Origin of the sequence: Paludibaculum fermentans (assembly GCF_051172195.1) — a bacterium.
Taxonomy (GTDB): Bacteria; Acidobacteriota; Terriglobia; order Bryobacterales; family Bryobacteraceae; genus Paludibaculum; species Paludibaculum fermentans_A.
Map to the genome: position 1 here is coordinate 115897 of NZ_JBPJAQ010000001.1, position 19691 is coordinate 135587.

16 protein-coding genes are annotated in these 19691 nt (G+C 61.8%); 10 read left to right on the forward strand and 6 right to left on the reverse strand.

Going from position 1 to position 19691, the window contains the following annotated elements:
• Positions 1–101: 101 nt before the first annotated feature.
• Entirely contained in the window at positions 102–1994 is a 1893-nt protein-coding gene (locus ACR9Y2_RS00465; RefSeq protein WP_435039051.1) for a hypothetical protein, read from the reverse strand.
• Between the two features lie 134 nt (positions 1995–2128).
• On the reverse strand, positions 2129–2629 hold the full coding sequence (locus ACR9Y2_RS00470) for a hypothetical protein (protein ID WP_435039052.1): 501 nt from the start codon (positions 2627–2629) through the stop codon (positions 2129–2131).
• Between the two features lie 66 nt (positions 2630–2695).
• On the opposite strand from ACR9Y2_RS00470, the gene ACR9Y2_RS00475 reads away from it, so the two are divergent.
• From ACR9Y2_RS00475 to ACR9Y2_RS00515, 9 genes are all read left to right on the forward strand, one after another.
• Entirely contained in the window at positions 2696–3706 is a 1011-nt protein-coding gene (locus ACR9Y2_RS00475; protein ID WP_435039053.1) for a ComEC/Rec2 family competence protein, read from the forward strand.
• Between the two features lie 54 nt (positions 3707–3760).
• Positions 3761–5170, forward strand: a complete 1410-nt coding sequence (locus ACR9Y2_RS00480; protein ID WP_435039054.1) for an MBOAT family O-acyltransferase — start codon at positions 3761–3763, stop codon at positions 5168–5170.
• 5 nt (positions 5171–5175) lie between these two features.
• Entirely contained in the window at positions 5176–6570 is a 1395-nt protein-coding gene (locus ACR9Y2_RS00485) for a GDSL-type esterase/lipase family protein (protein WP_435039055.1), read from the forward strand.
• On the forward strand, positions 6571–7935 hold the full coding sequence (locus ACR9Y2_RS00490) for a GDSL-type esterase/lipase family protein (protein WP_435039056.1): 1365 nt from the start codon (positions 6571–6573) through the stop codon (positions 7933–7935).
• Positions 7910–8143 carry an acyl carrier protein gene (locus ACR9Y2_RS00495; protein WP_435039057.1) on the forward strand — a complete coding sequence of 78 codons (234 nt, stop codon included), beginning with the start codon at positions 7910–7912 and terminating at the stop codon, positions 8141–8143. Before ACR9Y2_RS00490 ends, ACR9Y2_RS00495 begins: the two co-directional genes overlap by 26 nt.
• A gap of 8 nt (positions 8144–8151) precedes the next feature.
• Positions 8152–9084, forward strand: a complete 933-nt coding sequence (locus tag ACR9Y2_RS00500) for a 3-oxoacyl-ACP synthase III family protein (RefSeq protein ID WP_435039058.1) — start codon at positions 8152–8154, stop codon at positions 9082–9084.
• Between the two features lie 40 nt (positions 9085–9124).
• Positions 9125–9664 carry an RNA polymerase sigma factor gene (locus tag ACR9Y2_RS00505; protein ID WP_435039059.1) on the forward strand — a complete coding sequence of 180 codons (540 nt, stop codon included), beginning with the start codon at positions 9125–9127 and terminating at the stop codon, positions 9662–9664.
• A complete protein-coding gene (locus ACR9Y2_RS00510) occupies positions 9661–10659 on the forward strand; it encodes a FecR domain-containing protein (RefSeq protein ID WP_435039060.1) in 999 nt (332 codons plus the stop codon). The genes ACR9Y2_RS00505 and ACR9Y2_RS00510 overlap by 4 nt, the downstream gene beginning before the upstream one ends.
• Positions 10660–10744: 85 nt before the next feature.
• A complete protein-coding gene (locus ACR9Y2_RS00515; RefSeq protein ID WP_435039061.1) occupies positions 10745–11053 on the forward strand; it encodes an oxidative damage protection protein in 309 nt (102 codons plus the stop codon).
• Here ACR9Y2_RS00515 and ACR9Y2_RS00520 read toward each other — a convergent pair.
• Positions 11042–12307, reverse strand: a complete 1266-nt coding sequence (locus tag ACR9Y2_RS00520; protein ID WP_435039062.1) for an ATP-grasp domain-containing protein — start codon at positions 12305–12307, stop codon at positions 11042–11044. The genes ACR9Y2_RS00515 and ACR9Y2_RS00520 overlap by 12 nt on opposite strands.
• Positions 12308–12354: 47 nt before the next feature.
• On the opposite strand from ACR9Y2_RS00520, the gene ACR9Y2_RS00525 reads away from it, so the two are divergent.
• The gene (locus ACR9Y2_RS00525) at positions 12355–12948 is read left to right on the forward strand and encodes a hypothetical protein (protein ID WP_435039063.1); all 594 of its coding nucleotides are present in this window, start codon (positions 12355–12357) and stop codon (positions 12946–12948) included.
• A 39-nt stretch (positions 12949–12987) separates the two neighbouring features.
• On the opposite strand, the gene ACR9Y2_RS00530 is transcribed toward ACR9Y2_RS00525, so the two are convergent.
• The 3 genes from ACR9Y2_RS00530 to ACR9Y2_RS00540 all read right to left on the reverse strand — a co-directional run bounded on the left by ACR9Y2_RS00530 (position 12988) and on the right by ACR9Y2_RS00540 (position 19625).
• A complete protein-coding gene (locus ACR9Y2_RS00530) occupies positions 12988–14307 on the reverse strand; it encodes a CUAEP/CCAEP-tail radical SAM (seleno)protein (protein WP_435039064.1) in 1320 nt (439 codons plus the stop codon).
• Between the two features lie 99 nt (positions 14308–14406).
• A complete protein-coding gene (locus ACR9Y2_RS00535) occupies positions 14407–17796 on the reverse strand; it encodes a carboxypeptidase regulatory-like domain-containing protein (protein WP_435039065.1) in 3390 nt (1129 codons plus the stop codon).
• A 572-nt stretch (positions 17797–18368) separates the two neighbouring features.
• Complete coding sequence (locus ACR9Y2_RS00540) at positions 18369–19625, reverse strand: AAA family ATPase (RefSeq protein ID WP_435039066.1); 1257 nt, start codon at positions 19623–19625, stop codon at positions 18369–18371.
• Positions 19626–19691: the final 66 nt, after the last annotated feature.

The following is a 19691-nucleotide window of genomic DNA, read 5'->3' on the forward strand; positions in this document are numbered from 1 at the left end:
TCCTGGCCTCGGCGATGGTTAATTATGCATCGCTATGTATAAATATACCAAATCGAGCAGGGCGTGGGGTGCCGGCGCTGACTGGACTTCCAAGTGTAGTTTCAATCGTCCGCAGGCTTCAAGGTAAGGAACTGCACATGGGCGGAAGGGCGGTAGTAGGCAAGTCCGGGCCCTGTGAGGGTGAACCGGGTCAGTTGGGGAATCTCCGCGGGCTGGCCGTCGAAGAGCTTGGCCGCGGCGGCTAAGTTCGTGGGTAAGTTGCTGATCAGAAGGGGCGTAGCGAGCGATTCGGGGATGACACGGTAGTCGGCTTCGGGGGCAGCGGCAGGCGTGACGGCCATCCGCACCTCGGGCACGTGGTAGAGCAGCTTAGCCAGTTTGCCCATGGTGGTGAGTTCCAGCTCAGCACGGACAAAGACGGGCCGGGAGGCCGCGGGAATGGGGACGCCTGATGCGAGCTCGAGCGATGCGGCGCTCAGTGGTTCCAGTTTCACGGTGCGGGCCGCGGTCCGGCGGCGCAGCAGCAGGTGCCGCGATTCCAGCAGTTCGGGCTCATACCATTGGTACAGGGCGAGCAAGGTCGCCGGGTTCTCGCCCAGGGGGTGGCGGCCATCGACACCAAACCACTCCAGCAGGACCTTCTCCGTGCCCTGGCTGGACAGCCACGCGGCGTTGAACTCGTCGAGCTTACGTGAACATTGATAGCCCTGCGGAACGGGCATGGGGCGGAACTCCAGGTTGTACCAGGCGGCCTGGATCAACACGGGACTGACGATGGTGACGGTGTGGCGGCCGATCGCCTGGAGCAACGGGGGGTCGAATGGGAAGTCGCGGATATAGCGGGGCGGTTGCTCGTGCGCCAGTTCCTGGCGGGTGCGTGGCAGGTCCAGTACACCGGCGAGGGTCCGTAAATTGCTCCAGCCCGAGACATCCTCGAGGTAGGACCAACCCAGACGCCACTGGACAGATTGGAACGAGATCACAACCAGGAGCATGAGCAGGATGGGCAGGTTCCGGTTGAACCGCCACGATTCCGTGAAGAGCAGCAGCAGGCCGAGTAGCAGCAAGGCCATGCAGAAGAAGTTGATGACGTGAGCGTCCTGGCGGACGAACCCGTGCTTCACCGAAACCAGTAGCGGCAGGGCGAATGGAAGTGCTAGAATCCATTGCTTTTGTCGGCCTAGATAGGTCATCAGGAAGATGCCGGCGAGGCAGGCAAACACAGCCGCGGCGCGCATCTTCTCGTCCCAGAGACCATCGGAGGCCAGCAGGATGCTGTACTCCGACGAAACATCCACCAGCCCCTGGAGATAGGGGCCAATCGACCAACTGCCGGTGGTGAGCCGGAAGGCGAGCAGGGTCAGGGTGGGAAGCAACAGGGTCGCGAGTGCGGCCGCGGTGATGGCCCGTCGCCAGTCGCGGCGAAGGGCCAAGGCGGCGAGCATCCCGCCAAGAATGCCTACGGCGATCGCCGCCCCGGTACCCTTGATCAGGACAATGGGCGGCGTCAAACAGACGATCAAAGCGAAGCGGCGCCACAGGAAAGGCCTGAGCAGGAGCAGGGCGGCCTGGAGCAGGATCGCCAGCAGCAGCAGGTTCTCGACGCCTACGAAATTGAAGTGGAACAACGGAGCGGCCAGCGCGGTGCAAGCCGCGAATGCGACGAGGTTCCGAATGGAAACGTCCGCGAAGTAGCAGAGGTCCACCAATACCGACAGCAGAACCAGCCACACCAGCGCCTGCGCGGCGAGCCCGTGGATGAGGTTTTGGCCCATGTCGAACGGCTGGAACAGGTAAGCGAGCGGCCCGGTGGTCCAAATCATGTCGACACCGAAGCGCAGGCCGTGGACGGCGGCCAGATTCATGGCGTAGACCCACGAGGTGTCGAGTACGTTGTCGTGGGCGAGGGAGAAATAGCGGAGCGGGCACACCAGCAGCGCCAGGAACAGGAAGGCCAGCAGGCGCGGCAAAGCGCGGAGTGTACCGGATGGCATCAAAAGGACCCGAGGGGCGGCTCCGAACTGGTACCGGGGGCGATCCCCCGTGCGTGTTCTCGCATTTCCAGCTATCGACGGAAGGGCGAGGCGCGCTTTAGGCCCCAGGGCAGGCCTGCTGCTCCATGGCGGGGTTATTTCTGTTCGGAAACGCTGCGGTCGGCCAGTTCGCCAAGGATCGGGAGACGGAAGTTATCACCCTGATTGGTCTTTATCATCATAAAGATCCAGGCGCCGAAGACGACGGCCTTCAAGGCCTTGGCGATGTAGTGCGGGGCTTCGATGGAGTCCGAGAACGGACCGAACACCCAGTCGACAAATAACCACAGGACAAAGAGATACAGTCCCTGGAAGGCGTGGAAGCGGACCTCCCGTTCAGCCCGGAAGCGGTCGGAGGCGAGAATGATGATCGACACAATCCAGCCGGCCACCGGGATGTAGCACATCAGGGAGGCGTTCCGGGCGGTCATGGTCTTCAGGAAGTCGTTGGCCGGGTTGGGCGGGGGCGGAGGGGCGGTGAAAGGGCGCGCCGTGGAGTCGGATGTTCCGGCGGCCTGCGCCTGCCGGGCTCCGCAGGAACCGCAGAAGATATCGGCCGGTTGGACTACCGTGCCGCATTGAGTGCAAAAAGGCATTGCTGACTTCCCCGTAGTTTACTACGACGGTTCAACACCTTCTGTTCCCTATGATAGGATCACGCCATGCGCTGGACGCTTGTCTTCCTCATGGCTGGAGCTTTGTCGCTGCCGGCGGCGAACCGCAAGAACCTGGAAATCTCATTCATCGACACCGAGGGCGGACAGGCGACCCTGTTGGTGACGCCTTCCGGCGAGTCGCTGCTGGTGGATGCGGGCTGGCCTGGGAATAACGGCCGTGACGCCGACCGCATCATCGCGGCGGCGAAGAAAGCGGGCCTGAAGAAGATCGACTACCTGCTGGTCACCCACTACCACCTGGATCACGTGGGTGGGGTCCCGGATCTGGCTGCGAAGTTTCCGGTAGGCACCGTAGTCGACCACGGCGCCAACATTGAGACGGGCCGCGGCGCCGAAGCACTCAATGCCGGCTACCAGAAGGTAATCGCGGCGGGCTCCAAGCAGTTATCGGTCAAGCCGGGCGATGTACTGCCGATGAAAGACCTGCGTGTGGAAGTGGTTACGGCCAACGGGGAGAGGATCCCCAAGGCCCTGAAAGGTGGGGGCCAGAAGAACGCGGTGTGCGCGACCGAGCAGCGCCGGGCGGATGACCCATCTGAGAATGCCCGGTCGATCGGCGTGCTGATCAGCTTCGGGAAATTCCGCTTCGTCGATCTGGGCGATCTCACCTGGAATAAGGAGTTGGACGCGGCCTGCCCTGAACACCTGATTGGACCAATCGACCTGTTCCTCACGACGCACCATGGCCTGGACCAGTCGAACTCAGCTTCGATGGTGCACGGTCTGCGCCCGCGGGTGGCGATCATGAACAACGGCGCCAAGAAAGGCGGTTCACCTGCCGCGTGGACTACCATTTCGGCTTCGCCGGGTTTGCAGGATCTGTGGCAGATTCACTACGCCGTGGCCGGCGGCAAGGACCACAACGTGGCGGAGGACCGGATCGCGAATCCGGAGGAGAAGTGCCAGGGTGTTGGGCTGGAGGTATCCGCTACCAAAGGCGGTAGTTTCACGGTCACGAATCCGCGCAACGGCTTCAATAAATCGTACAAACCCTGAGGGCGGACCCGCGCGCGGCAAGTATAATGGACTTTTCGTTCCGCGTGCGCCTGCATGCTCCTCTCCAGTTCTGTTTATTACTTATTCCTGACGGGCAACTTTCTGCTCTACTGGCCGCTCCAGCGCTGGCGCCTGGCCGGTCTCTCGGTATTGCTGTTCGCGAACTACTACTTCTACGCGAAGTGGGATCTGTTCTACCTCGTGCTCATTCCAGGCGCCTCCCTGATCGACTACCTGATCGGCCGGGGGCTGGGGGCCTGGAGCGATAAACGACTCCGGCAGTTGCTGGTATCCACCAGCGTTCTCATGAACTTGGGCATCCTGGCGACGTTCAAGTACATGCCGTTCTTCCTATCCTCCTGGGCCGACTTCAGGCACGTGAAACCGGCCGAATGGCACTGGACCTTCCCGTTGGGGATCTCGTTCTACTGTTTCCAGTCGCTGACGTACACGATCGACCTGTACAGAAAAGACGGCAAACCCGTGAAGAGCCTGCTGACGCACATGACGGCCGTCAGCTTCTTCCCAACGACGTTGAGCGGGCCCATCACGCGAGTGCTGTCCCTGGCTCCGCAACTGGAGAAGAAAGACAAGCAGCTCTCCATCGACGATAGCGGCAAGGCCTTGTTCCGCATTGCTTTAGGGTTGATGAAGAAGTTTCTCATCGCCGATTACCTGGCTGAGAATCTGGTCAACCGGGTGTTTGACACCCCGAATCTATACACAGGCGTCGAAGTGCTGATCGGGGTGTACGCCTACGGTCTGCAGCTCTACTACGACTTCTCCGGCTATTCAGACCTGGCCATCGGCAGCGCCCAGTTGCTGGGCCTGAAGCTGCCCGAGAACTTCAACCGGCCATACCAGGCGTTGAACATCAGCGAATTCTGGCGGCGCTGGCACATTTCGCTGTCCAACTGGCTGCGTGACTATCTGTACTTTTCCCTCCCCGGACTGCGGTCGAAGTGGAAGATCTTCACGTACACCAACCTGTTCCTGACCATGCTGCTGGGCGGACTGTGGCACGGGGCAAGCTGGAACTACATCATTTGGGGCGCTTTGCACGGCGGCGCCCTGGCTGTACACCACGGGTTCCGGACCTGGCGCGGCAACCCGAAGCCCTCGACAAATCCCTGGATCAGGATTGCTTCGCAGTTGGCAACCGCCCATTTCGTTGTCTTTGCCTGGGTATTCTTCCGGGCCACGACGTTGAGCAACGCCTGGGAAGTGCTGGGGCGCATCGCGTCGTTGACTGCCAGCCTGGCCAACATTTCGATGCCGATCGCGGTGGTCCTGCTGATCGCGGTGACCATGCACTACCTGCCACGCAAAGTGTACGACCTGTCCACAAAGACATTCATCAGGGCGCCGTTCTACGCCCAGGCAACCGCCTTGGTTCTGCTGGTGCTGGCCATTGAATACATTGCGGTGACAGGCGCCGCGCCGTTCCTGTACACGAAATTCTGAGAGTCATGATGAAGTCGCCCTGGCCATTGAAACCGTTCCTCGTCATCGCGACGTTCGCGCTGGGTATTACGCTGCCTCAATACATTCCGCAGTGGTACAACTGGCGGATCTATGAGTGGAGTGCGGCACCGGCGGTTCTGGACTTTCAGCCAAGGTCGCGGGCAGCGGCGCCGATACAGGAAGAGATGGAGCGGCTGCGCCCGGATACTGTACCGGTCAAGGCAGATGACTCAAAAATCCACGACCCGAACGGAGCGATGGACAACTTCTACGCTGCATTGCTGAAGACGGAGCGCAAGCAGGGCAACGCAGTGACGCGGATCCTGCATTACGGCGATTCGCCCACCACAGCCGACCTGATCACGGCCGATGTCCGGAATTTCCTGCAAACCCGCTTTGGCGACGCCGGACACGGCACCTACCTGATTGCGAAGCCCTGGGCCTGGTATGCGCATCGCGGGTTGGACGTCAGCGCATCGGGCTGGAAGATGGATCCGGCGACGCTGCACGGGCAGAGGGACGGCCGGTACGGCCTGGGCGGAGTGAGTTTCACCGGCGGTGTGGGGGCCGAAAGCAAGATCACGCTGCGCAACTCCGGCCACACGAAGCTGTCGCTTTCCTATTTCGCGCAGCCGGATGGCGGCGAAGTCTCCATCGACGCCGATGATGTGCACATTGCGACGCTGGACACCTCGTCTCCGGACGCGGCGGCGGTGGAACAGACCTGGCCGATTCCGGCAGAGGCGCAGAAATTCCAGATCAAAGTGACGCGAGGGACGGCGCGACTGTTCGGCGTCACGTTCCGCAAGGACGCTCCGGGAGTCATGTACGACAGCATCGGCCTGAACGGCACCTGGGCGGGCGTGCTGGCCTCGCATGTGAACGGCCAGCATTGGATCGAGGAATTGCGGATGGCGAAGCCGAATCTGGTGGTGATCAATTACGGCACCAACGAGAGCGGCTACAGGAACTATGTCGACACCACGTATCCCAAAGATGTGAAAGAGATTCTGCGCCGGGTGAAGACGGCAGTACCCGAGGCGTCGATTTTGATGATGAGTCCAATGGATCGTGGTGCGCGGGAACAGGGCGGCACGATTGGCACGATGCCGACGCTGCCGCAACTCGTCTCAGTCCAGGCCAGGCTGGCGGCCGAGAACGGCTGTGCCTTCTTCAATACTTTCCAGGCCATGGGCGGACCCGGGACTATGGGAAAGTGGTATATGGCGGAACCGAGACTGGTGAGTGCGGATTTCATTCATCCCCTGCCCTCGGGGGCGCGCATCGTAGGAACCCTGCTGTATCAGGCACTTGTGGACGGCTACAACAGTTACAAGCTGAAGCAACTGCGGCAGAATCTGGCGGCAGTGCCAAAGCAAACGTTGGGTTCGAAACCATAAATGAGGACTTGGGAACTTATCTTCGCGGCGGTGCTGGTGTTCGTACCCGCACTGACGGCTGTGGCACCGGCGCCGACGGCCAGCGCGAAAAAGAAAGCCAAGACGCCCACGAAAAAGAGCGCCGCCAGGCGCCGCGCGGTTCCCAAGCCGCCTCCGGCCACGGCCGAGCAGAAGGCGGAAGCGACCGAATCCGTCCAAACCCACATGTCCGAAGCGATGGAACTGGGCATCCAGAATGCCGCGGCCATGGTCCCGTTCTATGAGTTGTTGTTCCGCCAACAGCAGCAACCCGCTGGCGAACCGTTGAGGGTGCTGCACTTCGGAGATTCCCACACTGCTTCGGACGATTGGGCCGGCGAATTGCGGGTTCGGTTCCAGCAGAAGTTCGGAGATGGCGGGCCCGGGTTCGTGCAGGCGGGCCGGCCGTTTGCCGGGTTCCGCCGGTTTGATGCCAGGGCGACGATGTCGCGCAACTGGAAGCCGGAAGGCCTGCTGGCCCGGGAAGGCGATGGTTTGTATGGGATCGCCGGGGTGAGCCTGGCTACCACGCGAGCGAACGAAACCATCTCGCTGGAAGCGGAAGGGCAGACGCTGGAGTTCTATTATCTACAGCAGCCCGGCGGCGGCTCGTTCACGTTGGAAGACAACGATGTGGTGTTGGACACGGTTTCGACCGATGGTACAGTCGGGCCCGGATTTTACCGCAAGGAATTGGCGGCGGGCGCACACCACCTGGTGTTGAGGACGGTGAACAACGCGCCGGTGCGTGTGCACGGCTGGGTGCTGGAAAAGCGCGGCGGCATCACGTGGGAGCCGTTGGGCATCAATGGCGCGCAGGCCGATCTGTTGCTGTTATGGGACCAGCAGGTGTTGAGGAAAGAGATTGAACGGCGGAATCCGGCACTGGTCGTCCTGGCTTACGGAACCAACGAAGCGCGGCGGCCTGACTGGACGAGCGAGTCGTATGCGCAGGCGCTGGGGCAGGTAGTGAAAGCGATTCGAGCGGCGTCCCCGACGACGAGCATCCTGATCATTGGCGCCCCGGATCAGGCAATCTATTCGCGCCGGCGTGTTGTGCCGTACGAAGCGGTTGATAAGATCTTAATAGCGCAACGCGACGCCGCACTGGCCAACGGCTGCGCATTTTGGAATTTGAGAACGGCCATGGGCGGCAAGGGATCCATGAAACAATGGGTCCAGGCCGGTCTGGCACAGGGCGATTTCGTACACCTGACCTCGCCAGGATACCGCCTGGTGGGGGATTCTTTATTCGAGCTCATCATGGGCCAGTACGGAGTCTTTCAAACCGTGCGACGCCAGGTATTAGGAGCTAACGAAAATGGACCGTCGATCAAAACTCATTGAAATCCTGAAGACAGTGACGAAGCAGGACACCTTACCGGCGCCTGGCGACTCGCTGTTCGATTCCGGATTGCTCGACTCGTTCGCATTGCCGGACCTGGTGAGCGCCCTGGAACAGGAGTTCTCCATTCAGATCCCCGATGCGGATTTGAACCCTCGCAAGTTTGACTCTATCGAGCGGATCGAAGAATATCTCGACTCTAGGAATTGACTCGGGCAATGGCATTTATCAAGGAATTCGGAAGCTGGCTGCCCGAGCGGGTGGTAACCAGCCAGGAGGCTGGCAGCTGGGTGGGCGCTGACTCCACCTGGGTGGTCAACGTCTCAGGGATTGAAGAGCGGCGGTTCGCCGTGGATGCAGACACCGTGGCCGACCTGGCGGCGCGGGCGGGCCGGGACTGCCTGGAACGCGCCGGCGTGGCTCCAGGTGACCTGGGCATGGTGATGGTGGCCAGTGGATCGTCGGAACGCTCGTTCCCCGGCCCGGCTTGTGTCGCGGCGCAGAAGATGGGCGCGGCCGGGGTGCCGGCCGTCGACCTGCCAATGGCCAGCGCAGGTTCCCTATTCGGCCTGTCGATGGCGGCGCGGCTAACCTCCCAGATTGGCCCGATTCTCGTGATTGGCGCGGAGAAGATGTCGCGGATTGTCGCGCGCGAGCCGCAGGAGCGCGGCGTAGCGGTACTTTTCGGCGACGGCGCTGGCGCCTGCCTGATTACGGCAGAGAAGGGCCGCGCTGAAATTGTGGACTCCGTTTTGGGCACCGACGGCAGCTACTCAGAAGACCTGACGCTGGAAAACGGCATGCCTATCAAAATGAACGGGCGCAGCGTCATCCTGCAGGCTTCGCGCAAGATTCCGGCTGCGATCCGGTCGCTGCTGGACCGGTACAAGATTCAGCCGCCCGAGGTCCTGGCATTCCTGATGCACCAGGCCAACCAGAATCTCATCGACAGAGTGGCCAGCACGCTGGGCGTACCCAGTGCCAAGTTCTTCTCCAACATCCGCAAGTATGGCAATACGTCGTCGGCCTCCATGCTGATTGCCGCATGTGAATGGAGCCAGGACAATGACTTCGAGCCCGGCTTGCCCGTAGTCTTCGCGGCCTTCGGCGCCGGTTTCAACTGGGGCGCACTGCTCGTCCGCGGAGTATAAGTTCACACATCCCTTGTTCGCTGCGTCTACTCTGTAGAAAATGGCGGAGGAGACGCAAGGGCTGGTCGAAGCTGCGCAGCGCGGCGATCGTGCGGCCTTTGGTTCGCTTTATGAACGGTATGGCCGCATGGTGCATGCCGTGCTGTTGGCCCGCGTCCATCGCCAGGAGACCGACGATCTGGTCCACGAGGTCTTCCTGCAGGCTTGGCGGGCCCTTCCTTCCCTGCGGGAGCCGGCCGCCTTTCCAGGCTGGCTGGCGCGTATCGCCCGAAACAAAGCCATGGATCATTACCGGCGGAGCCACGAGGAGGAGGAACTGCCTCTGACTCTGGAGGGCCGTGGGCGTCCGGGTGAAGACGGCCAGTATATTCTCGCCACCGTGCGGAGCTTGCCTGAGGCGTATCGCGAGACCCTGTTGATGCGTCTGGTGGAAGGGATGACCGGGCCCGAGATTTCGGTGCTGACGGGACTGACTCATGAGTCGGTACGGGTGAATCTGTCGCGGGGCATGAAGATGCTGCGCGAAAAGCTGGCGCCGGGATCCGGTGAACCAGGATCGGGCGCGGAGAGACAGTCATGAGCGACTGGCACGACGACGAACTCGAGCGGATGCAGCAGGCGCTGCGGCCCCTGCGCTACGAGCCCAGGCGGGCTGAGCTGGAAGCGCGCCTGGAGCCGCGTGTCCCGGCGTGTGTCACGCCCTGGCGCCGGTATGCGATCGCCGCCGGCGTGCTTCTCACGGTGGCCGCAGCCACGGCCGCCTATCTCTATCAACAATCCCCGGGATGGGCCATTGCCAGTACGGACGGGGAGGTCCGGCTGAACTGGGGTTCCCGCTTGACGCGGGTGCTGCGGACTGGGGAGCAACTGGAGACGGCGTCAGGCCAGGTGCAGTTGCGCGTGGGTAACATCGGCGACCTGACCATCGGGAAGAACTCACTCATCCGGCTGATGTCCGCGTCCCCCAACCAGCAACTGGTCTCGCTGGAGCATGGCGAGATCCGGGCGAGCATCCTGGCGCCGCCACGGCTGTTCCAGGTCGTCACGCCGTCGGCGAAGGCAGTGGATCTGGGCTGCGCCTATACGCTCAAAGTCGACCACGACGGCAACGGGCATCTGGAAGTGACGATGGGCTGGGTGAGCTTCGAGGATCGCGGACGGCAGTCATTCATCCCGGTCGGTGCCGCATGCCGGACGCGCAAGGGCCTGGGGCCCGGGACGCCCTACTATCTCGATGCCGGGCCCGGCCTGATTCGCGCGCTGGAGCAGGTGGATTTCGCGGCCCAACCGGCGGAACGGCTGGCGGCCCGGAAAACGCTGCTGCCGTTGGCGCGGCGCCGGGACATCCTGACGTTGTGGCACCTTCTCACCCGCGGGACCGAGGAAGAAAGGGCGATGACGGTGGACCGGTTGATCGTCCTTGCTCCGCTGCCACCGGGGGTGACCCGTGACGCTCTATTGAAGCTGGAGCCCGCCGCGCTGCAACAGCTGTGGGATGGGATGAACCTGGGTCCAGGCGCATGGTGGAAACTGTGGGGCTTCACGCCACCGCCGGCTCCGGTGGTCCGCCGGTAGCGGGGCGAAGAGCAGGGTGCCGGGGCAGCCTTGCTGGGGTATCCTGGGATCACAGGAGACTTTCGATATGGGATGCGGCGGTTCGATGCCACCGAGAGAAGAAGATTTGACGGGTAAGCGCACCGTGATGTGCGTGAAATTCGGGAAACAGATGGTCGGTCTGGATGAAGCTCCGTTTGACGGGCATCCCCTGGGCCAACGGATCTACGAGAACGTCTCGAAAGAAGCCTGGCGCATGTGGGTGGAGCACATGAAGATGCTCATGAACGAGTACCGCCTGAATCTGGGCACCAAGGAAGCGCAGGATTTCCTGTTGGTGCAGATGGAGCAGTACTTCTTTGGCGATGGCGCGCAGCTGCCGCCGGATTTCACCCCTCAAAAATCAAAGAGCTGAACGCTGTGGCTTTGCCATCACCGGCAGGGCCGTGGCGAATTGGAATTGCAGGCAGCCATGGGCCCGGCGGAGCGAGGCTTCGACCTCCGCCGGAGCCGGCCCCCTCGCAAAGAGGAAGCCCAGATAGCTGCTGCCCTCCGGCAATTGCTGAAACCGCTGTCCAGGCTGGGCTGTAATTTCCACCCCGTCGATTCCGCCCACTCCCAGCGCCGCTTCCACTCCCGAACAGCCTTCATAGAGACCATTGCGCGGAATCGGGATCATCATGACGCCCGAGGCAGGTCCGTCGAGGGTGAGTTTCCCCAGCGGATGCCCGAGCGCGTGGCGCAGGATCACCTCCTCCAATGGGGTACCTCCATTGAACGTGAGCACGCGTGAGCAGAGGCCGCCGATGGGCCGGGCCGCGACTTCCAGCACCCAGGCTCCGCGGTCGTTCCAACGCAGTTCCGAGTGGATGGGACCGTCGGACAGTCCCAATGCGGTGGCGGCGCCCTGAATCGCCTGGCTCATGGCCGCCTGGGCTTCCAGGGGTTCGCGGGAAGGGGTGACGTAAAGGGTCTCTTCGAAGAACGGGCCCTCCAGTGGATCGGGCTTGTCGAAGATGGCGAGCGTTTGGAGCTTGCCGCGGATCATGAGTCCTTCGAGGGCGAATTCACGTCCCGGGATGTACTCCTCCACCTGAATGAAGCCGAGGGCCGGATGGCGGTGGCGCAGCAACTCCGGTGCATTCAGCAAAGTGCGGATTCTTTCAAACGCCGTGACAAATTCATCCGGATTATTGGCCCGGATTACGCCGCGGCTGCCGGATAGGCCGAGCGGCTTGAGGACGCAAGGCCAGGGGGCGCGCAGACCGGCTTCGGCCGGATCAGTCGCCAGGGGGACTCGGAAGAAGGTGGGCACCGGCAGGCCGGCGGCGGCAAACCGCTCGCGGGCGAGGTATTTGTTGCCGGCTGCCTCCACGGCGGCGGTCGAGTGAAAGGGCAGGCAGAGACGCGCCGCTATGTGTGCGGCGGCCACGGCCGGCAGGTCGCCGACGGCCACAATGCCTGCGATGCCAGAGATCTCGCGGGCCAGCCGTTCGGCGGACTCGGCGGGCTGGTGGAACTTCAGCGGGAAGGCCTGGTCGCCCCAGGGATCCTCGAGCGAGCCGCAGCGATCGGTGGCCAGGATGGGTTCCAGGCCAAGCCGGCGAGCGACTTCCGTGAAGCTCCGGGTCTGGTAGCCGAGCTTGGAAGCAACGATGAGGATCTTCACCAACATTAATTCTAGCTGGTGAAAAATGGGTGCGTTATTGTAGAGCCATGAAGGGCCTTTTCTGTTTATTTCTCGCACTGGCGCCGCTGCAGGCGCAGTCTTGGTCAGTGGGCATTCCGGACTCCTTGATCACCTATCTCGCGTTGACGAGCCGCCAGGCCGATCAGCTCGTGCGGAATAACAATGCCTACTCAGAGCTGGTATCCCGGAAGAATTCCCGGATCTACGAGGTGCAGAACGAAATCTCTACGGAGACGGCCAAGGACCCTATCGATCCCAGCGCGCTAGGCGTGCGGTACATGGAGATCGAGCTGATTTGCCGCGACATCAAGCAGGCTGGAGACGACCTGCGCAAGAACAACACAGCATTGCTCACGGATGCGCAGAAGTTGAAGATGACGGCGCTGGAAGAGGCGATGAAGCTGGCTCCGGTGTACACGGCGGCTCAGAACGCGAACCTGCTTGCGGGGATACGGAGCGGGGATTTCTCGGCGATCATCGGCATACCGTCCGCTGCGGTCTTCTACCAAAGTGGGCCTGCTGCCTGCAACACGCCATCCGCTGTTTTCATATACGACCCGCTGGCCATGCCAACACAGCGGCCGTGCCGGGACGCCTCCTGCGCCGACAAGCAGAAGTAGGAATTAGAGAAGAGCAACCTGCTCTTCGGTGGGTTCCGCTCAACAGTACCAGGGCTCGTCCAGATAAGGCACGGCGGCGCGTGGGATGAGGTCGAAGTTTTCCGGCGGCGCAGCACCGTGGGCCAGTTGCCAGATCTGGCGGAAGATCTCGTGCGGCGGATCGGCCGCCTTCTGACGGGACGCCACCAGTTCGAAGATGCGGCGGGCCAGTTGGTCCACACTCGGATCCGGGTGATGCCAGCGGTGAAGGAGCCCGGCCGGATCGAAGCCGTCCAGCAGCGGCTGGACGTCCGGCAAGTCCAAAATCAGAGAATGCGCCGGGATCAGCAGCCGTAGGGCGAGCTGGATGGGTGTGACAGAGCGCGCCAGGCCGGTTTCCAGCAGAACCCGAAGCAGATCGCGGAAGCCCTCCGGTGTCGTCCATGGAGTGAAAGGCACGAAGGTCGGATTCAGGTGCAGCCCGGCTTCGCGGACCAGAACCAGGGCGGCCAGGAAATCGGCACGGGTATGGCCCTTGTCGAGCTTCTCCAGCACCAGATCCTCGGTTGACTCCACGGCGGTCGTGATCAACAGGCAACCGGTGCGGCCCAGGGCGGGCAGCAGGTCGCGGTGCTTGAGCAGGTGCTCGACCTTGATGGTGGCATCGTAGGTGACCTCCGGCCATTCCTGGTGCAGTTGCTCCACGAGGCGCATGGCGTGGGTGGGGCCATTGAAGAAGTCGGGATCTCCGAAGGTGATGTGTTGCGCTCCGGCGCTGACCTGGCGGCGTATATCCTCCAGGACAATGTCTCCCGGAACGACGCGAAAGACACCGTTGTAGACCGGGACAACGGGACAGTGCCGGCAGAGGTGTTTGCAGCCGCGGGAGGCTTCGGTGTAACCAACGACGCGGCGCTCGCCGTTCACGTGGAGGTGGGCGTAGCGCTCGAGCTTGGGCAGGGTCGAACGATCGGGTACAGCGAACGCCTGGCGCTCCAGTTGAATCAATGCACCCGCCGGGCGTCCCTCCACGGCCTCGGCCAACGCGGTCTCGAATTCGCCGCCGATGATTTCATGGACCCCCAACTGCCGCAAGTACTCCGCATTGAGCGGCGCATAGAGGCCATAGGCTACCAAACGAACCGAGGGGTTTACGTCGCGAACGCGCTCGAGCACCGGCAGGGCCATGCGCGTAGCCGTGTGCATGGGCAGGTGGAAGGCGACACAGTCCGCCTCACGGACAGCCTTCACCGGAAGGAGTCCGACGGCCAGGTCGGCGCAGGTGACATCGTGCCCGCGGGCGCGCAGCCAGGCGGCCGGGGACGCCAGTCCGAACGGCTGCCGGCCCAGTTCGTAGGTGGAGATCAGAACGACGCGCAAAAGGTCCGCCTGCTTTCATTATCAGGCCTGTACAAAAGAAGAGGCTCCGTCCGAAGCAGGGGGAATCGGACGGAGCCAGCGGCGAACAGGGCCGTCGAGTTAGAAGATGTACTTCAAGGCGAACTGCAGATTCCGCATGTTGGTGCGGGTACCGCCGATCACACCGTAGCTGCCGGCATTCGTGATATTGCCGGAGGAGTCGCGCTGGATCTGTCCGGCATTGGTGTCCGGATTGCCCCAGTTGGGATGATTCGGCAGGTTGAATGCCTCAAAACGGAATTGCAGAGTGTGATTTTCCGTCTTGGGGATGCGGAAGTTCTTCAGCGCCGAGAAGTCGACACCGAGGATTGAGGGGCTGATGAGCGTATTGCGGCCCACATTGCCGAAAGTGCCGAACGGTTGCAGCACAAAGGCCGCGGGGTTGTACCAGCGCTGCGGATCGCGATTGCTCAGGTTCGGGTCGGTGCCCGAGTTATACATGGGGCGGTCGAAGCCGGCGCCGGTATTCGACTGATCGCGGCCGGAGGTGACGGTGAGTGGGAAGCCGGTGGAGGCGGTCACGATGGTGCCCACCTGCCAGCCGCCGATAATCGCATCGGCGAACCCATTCGATACGTTCCAGCCCTTGCCCTTGCCGACAGGCAGGTCATAGAGCAGCGAGGTGACAAAGCGATGGCGCGTGTCGAATGCGGAAAGACCGCGCTCGCAGCGCATGCAGTAGCTGTTCTGGGGGAAGAGCGTGTCGCCGTCGTTCACGCGGATGCCCGAGGTCTCGTCAATGGACTTCGACCAGGTGTAGGACATGAGCGTGGAGAGGCCGCGGGAGTAGCGCTTGGTGACCTTGACGCCCAACGAGTTGTAGTTGCCGCGGCCGCCGTTGTCAACCAGTTGGATGCGCCCAAAGAAGGGATAGGGAGAGCGCTGGACGACGCTGCCTGTGGTTCCAGGCAAGGCTTCGTTGACCGCGCGCAGTGATTCCAGCTTGCGGCTGACTGAGCCGAGGTAGCCGGCTTCGATGACGAAGTTCGACGTGAATTCGCGCTGCACGTTGAAGAGATACTGCATGGAATAGGGTGTGCGGCGCTCATACAGGTTGGCGAATGAGTAGGGATTCGCGATCTGCGGGAAGGCGCCTACGATGGAGGAGAACGAGTTCGCCCACTGGCTGTCGGGCCGGTCGCTGACCGATTCCTTGCGGAAGCGGCCGGCGGTATTGCGGGCCAGATCGAAGCGGGGATTGCCGGTGTCCTGCGTATAGAACATGCCGGCGCCGGTACGGACGACCCACTTGGAGGTCGGACTCCAACTGATGCCGATGCGCGGGGCAAAGTCGTTCAGGTCGCGGCGGACCAGGGTGTTACCCAGGCGGCCGTCCTGCGCCACATCGATGCCGGGCCAGCGGATGGCGATTCCTTCGTACGGATCCTTGCCGATGCCCTGGCGCAGGAAGATGGGGTAGCGGCTACGGTCCTGGATCGCCGGAGTGGAATCCATGAACGGCATGTACACGGTGAATAGACGGCCGCTGTCATCGGTCCAGGCCGGCGTGTTCTCGTAGCGCAACCCGAGCGACAGGGTCAGGTTGGACGCGATCTTCCAGGTGTCGTCCACGAAGAACGAGAAACTGGTGGCGCGGAAACGGGCACTGCCGATGGCGACGGCCTGCTCCGCGCGCCTAACCTCGCCCAGCAGGAAGTCGGCGAAGGCGTCGCCGCCCAGATTCGTTCCGGTGGGTCCACGGCGGGAAGCGTTCACTTCAAAGCCGAACGAGCCGCGGGCGAACTGGTTGCCATCCTGGTTGAACTGTTCGTTTCGTACCTCGCCACCGAAGCGGAGAGTGTGGTGGCCGTGGATCCATGACGTGTTGTTCAGGAACTGCATGGAGCGGTTCTTGTTCTCATAGGGTCCTTCGGAGTCGTCGCCAAAACCGGAGTAGTTGGTGAGTCCGATGGCCGGAATGCCGTAGGTAATGGGCGCCCCGCCCTTGAGTCCGGGAATGGCGAGTTCGTCCACGACATTGCGGACGTTGGCCAGCTCCCGGGCGGTGGAGTTGTAGAACCGGGTGTAGCCGAAGCGGGTTTCGTTCACAATGTTCGGCGTGAGCGTGCGGGTGTTCGAACCCATGTACTGCTCGACATTGGTCAGCACCTGGGATCCGTTCAATTTGAGCCCGGCGTTGAGCTGGGCTTCGTCACCCCAGCTGTAGCGGCCGGCCCATTGGGATTTCGGCGATTCCACCCAATCCATGCGCAGGATGAACTGGTCGCGATTGATGGGGGCGCCCTGGGCCTGTTGGAAGTTGTTTACTCGCGGGGTGGAGGTGGCCAGGTTGGGCGCCGGGTAAAACTCAAGCAGCTTCTTGGAGATCCCTTCGATCCGGTTGGCTGGGATGATGCCCCCTGCGAACGGAGTGGATGTGATGGATCCGTCGGCGCCTACGGTCCGGGTCTTGGGGTCGTAGATGCCGCCCGCGATCTCGCTGAAATCACCACCGCGCATGGCGGCGCTGGGCAGGCTGTATAGGGACTGAGTGGAGCGGCGCTGGCGGAACGCTTCATAGTTGCCCATGAAGAACAGCCGGTCTTTCCCATTCAGCAGTTTCGGGATCATTACCGGCCCCGAGAGAGTGCCGCCATACTGGTTCCACTTGAAGGGGTCCTTGGGCGGGCGGGCGCTGCGGAAAGCGTAGTTCTTGGCGTCCAGTTTCTCGTTGCGCAGGAACTCGAAGACCGTGCCATGGAACTGATTCCCACCGGACTTCGTGAGCACGTTGATCTGCGCAGTGGCGCGGCCGAACTCAGCCGGGTAGACACCGGTCTGGACTTTGAACTCCTGTAGGGCGTCGATGGACGGCTGGATCACGAATGTGTTGAAGTTCGGATCCGTATTTTCCACGCCGTCGAGGGAGTAGTGGTTGAACGAACTGCGCTGCCCGGCGACGGCGATGGACTGTTCTGATCGGAACCCGCCCTGCCGAGAGCGAGCCTGGCCTGCGGAAGGGAATCCCGTGGAAGTATTCGGCGAGAGGGAAACCAACTGGAGGTAGTTTCTGCCGTTCAAAGGCAGCTCCACGATGCGTTTGTTCTCGACAACCGTGCCCAGGGTGGAGTTCTCCGTCGTCAGGGCGCTGGCTTGCGCCGTGACCTCGATGGTTTCCGAGACTGAGCCGACAGCGAGATCGAGGTCCAATCGGACCGTTTGCTGGACCTGGACTTCGATGTTGGTGGAAGCGGCTGCCTTGAACCCGGGCTTTTCGGCCTTGAGGTTATATGAGCCCGGTGGGAGCGAAGGGAAGCTGTAGATACCCGCGTCGTTCGTTACGGAAGAACGGGTAGCGTTTGTGGCCAGATTCACAATGGTGACCACAACTTCGGGCACGGGCGCCGAGGTTGTGTCGCGGACCTGGCCGGTGATTTCACCCAGAGTCTGCGCAAGCATGGGTAGGCCCAAAACGAGCACAAAACAGACAACGTAGAAGATCCTCTTCATTGAGGCACCCCAGAGAGTGATGTATCGCCACGAGGCGAAAGTGTAGGTGGAGCATATCAGTACATATTGAAGATTTCAAGTTTGTGAACAGAACTTATTTGTGATCGGTTCACGTAAACAGACACGAAACTCCAGTTTCCAGTGGGGATTGAAGCGAGGAACCGGCGTATCAGCGGATAGCCTGAGAAGGCTCAGATTGGGCATTCTGACCTGGCCAGAAAGCGGCGCTGCTCTCGCTGCGAAAACCGGCTATCTGTTCACCTCACAGCCGGTAAACAACTGATTAGTGGTGGTATGCGGTGATCGCCCCAGTCAAAGGAGCGACGGCAGGCGATCGGCCAGGGCCAAATCAGCGGGAGAGTTCAATCCTCAGCCAGCAACATGCTCAAGTCAGTGCGGATTGACCGGATGGTGCGGCGGCACCCCGAATACACACAACTCACAGTTTTGATATGAATCAATTCACGCGGGGCCGGACCCGTCCCGCCTGCCCTGATGCAGGTCGGGCGGCGGACTGCCAACACGGCGTCCCGCCGCCCGGTTCTGAGTTGATTCAAGCTGTGGCCGCAGGGCTAACTGCGGGCGAAGTAGAGATACACAGCGCGTTCGATGTCCGGCTTGGTGACCTGCAGCGGCCGGTTCTCGTACTGGCTGATGGAACCGATGATGTTGATGATGTCGAGCGGATAGCAGGCTCGTAGCTCGGTTCGCCCGCCGGCCAGGCAAAGCTTGCGGAGATACTCGCAGCTATCGTATTCGGCCGGGACATTCTTGGTGGAGACGACCCGCTGGAAGATCATGTCGAAGACTTGCGGCGCCACCGGTTCGACTTCGATCTTGTTCTGAATACGGCGCAGGAAGGCTTCATCGGCCAGGTCCGAGGGGTCCAAGTTCGTTGAGAAGACAACCATCAACTCGAATGGAATCTGGAACTTAACACCGTAGCGAAGGGTCAGGTAGTCGACGCGGCGATCGAGAGGCACGATCCACCGGTTGAGCAGGTCGCGCGGGCTCATCAACTGGCGTCCAAAGTCGTCAATGATGAAGATGCCGTTATTCGCCTTCATCTGCAGCGGCGCGGCGTAAATGCCGGATGCCTCATCCAGCCGCAATTCCAACATCGACGGAATCAGTTCGCCGCCGACGACGATGCAGGGTCGCTTGCAGAGCACCCAGCGAGGGTCAATGTCCGGATCGTCGAGTTCCAGCCGAGTGTGCACTACGGGGTCGTACAGACTGAGGATCTGGTTGTCGACTTCCACCGCGTAAGGGATCAGGACGGCGTCCTGGTAGACGCGCAGCATGCGCTCGGCGATCGAGGTCTTGCCGTTACCGGAAGGACCGTAGAGGAAGATGGAGTTTTGCGAGATCAGCGCGGGGCCCAGTTGATCCAGCAACCGGTCTGGCACCACAAGGTCTGAGAAAGCGGCGCGCAATGCGCGGCGGTCGATGTTGACCTTCGCCGCCTGGCGCTTGGTGGCGGCGTGATAGTCGCGCAGCGCGACTGGACAGGCGCCGGCATACTGCGAGATCTGGAAGCGGTCGGAAGCCAGTTGCTTGCCTGCCTGCGTGAGCACGAACGAGTAATCGTTGCCCACCATTCCTTTGACTTCGATAATCTGCTGCTGGCGCAGCTGACGAAACGCCTGGTCGATGATCGGCAGGGATAGGCGGAGGGCGCGGCTGAGGCTCTCCAGCGTGCTGAAGCCTTCGAGCATGGTGCGTCTGACCACGAGGTCGATCACCAGGGATTGGGAGATGCCCAGGTCCTGCAGGTTCTGGGGGACAGGCGGGGCATAATTGGCGCGAGGACCGACCAGGGAAGTCATGGCAGTGGTCTATCGGCAGAATCTTGACGGGAGTTTAGCCGAACCAGGGACGAATCAGTCTGCACG

Coding starts and splice junctions, on each gene's coding strand:
- ACR9Y2_RS00465 (WP_435039051.1), bottom strand. CDS start 1,994: ATGCCATCCGGTACACTCCGCGCTTTGCCGCGCCTGCTGGCCTTCCTG.
- ACR9Y2_RS00470 (WP_435039052.1), bottom strand. CDS start 2,629: ATGCCTTTTTGCACTCAATGCGGCACGGTAGTCCAACCGGCCGATATC.
- ACR9Y2_RS00475 (WP_435039053.1), top strand. CDS start 2,696: ATGCGCTGGACGCTTGTCTTCCTCATGGCTGGAGCTTTGTCGCTGCCG.
- ACR9Y2_RS00480 (WP_435039054.1), top strand. CDS start 3,761: ATGCTCCTCTCCAGTTCTGTTTATTACTTATTCCTGACGGGCAACTTT.
- ACR9Y2_RS00485 (WP_435039055.1), top strand. CDS start 5,176: ATGATGAAGTCGCCCTGGCCATTGAAACCGTTCCTCGTCATCGCGACG.
- ACR9Y2_RS00490 (WP_435039056.1), top strand. CDS start 6,571: ATGAGGACTTGGGAACTTATCTTCGCGGCGGTGCTGGTGTTCGTACCC.
- ACR9Y2_RS00495 (WP_435039057.1), top strand. CDS start 7,910: ATGGACCGTCGATCAAAACTCATTGAAATCCTGAAGACAGTGACGAAG.
- ACR9Y2_RS00500 (WP_435039058.1), top strand. CDS start 8,152: ATGGCATTTATCAAGGAATTCGGAAGCTGGCTGCCCGAGCGGGTGGTA.
- ACR9Y2_RS00505 (WP_435039059.1), top strand. CDS start 9,125: ATGGCGGAGGAGACGCAAGGGCTGGTCGAAGCTGCGCAGCGCGGCGAT.
- ACR9Y2_RS00510 (WP_435039060.1), top strand. CDS start 9,661: ATGAGCGACTGGCACGACGACGAACTCGAGCGGATGCAGCAGGCGCTG.
- ACR9Y2_RS00515 (WP_435039061.1), top strand. CDS start 10,745: ATGCCACCGAGAGAAGAAGATTTGACGGGTAAGCGCACCGTGATGTGC.
- ACR9Y2_RS00525 (WP_435039063.1), top strand. CDS start 12,355: ATGAAGGGCCTTTTCTGTTTATTTCTCGCACTGGCGCCGCTGCAGGCG.
- ACR9Y2_RS00535 (WP_435039065.1), bottom strand. CDS start 17,796: ATGAAGAGGATCTTCTACGTTGTCTGTTTTGTGCTCGTTTTGGGCCTA.
- ACR9Y2_RS00540 (WP_435039066.1), bottom strand. CDS start 19,625: ATGACTTCCCTGGTCGGTCCTCGCGCCAATTATGCCCCGCCTGTCCCC.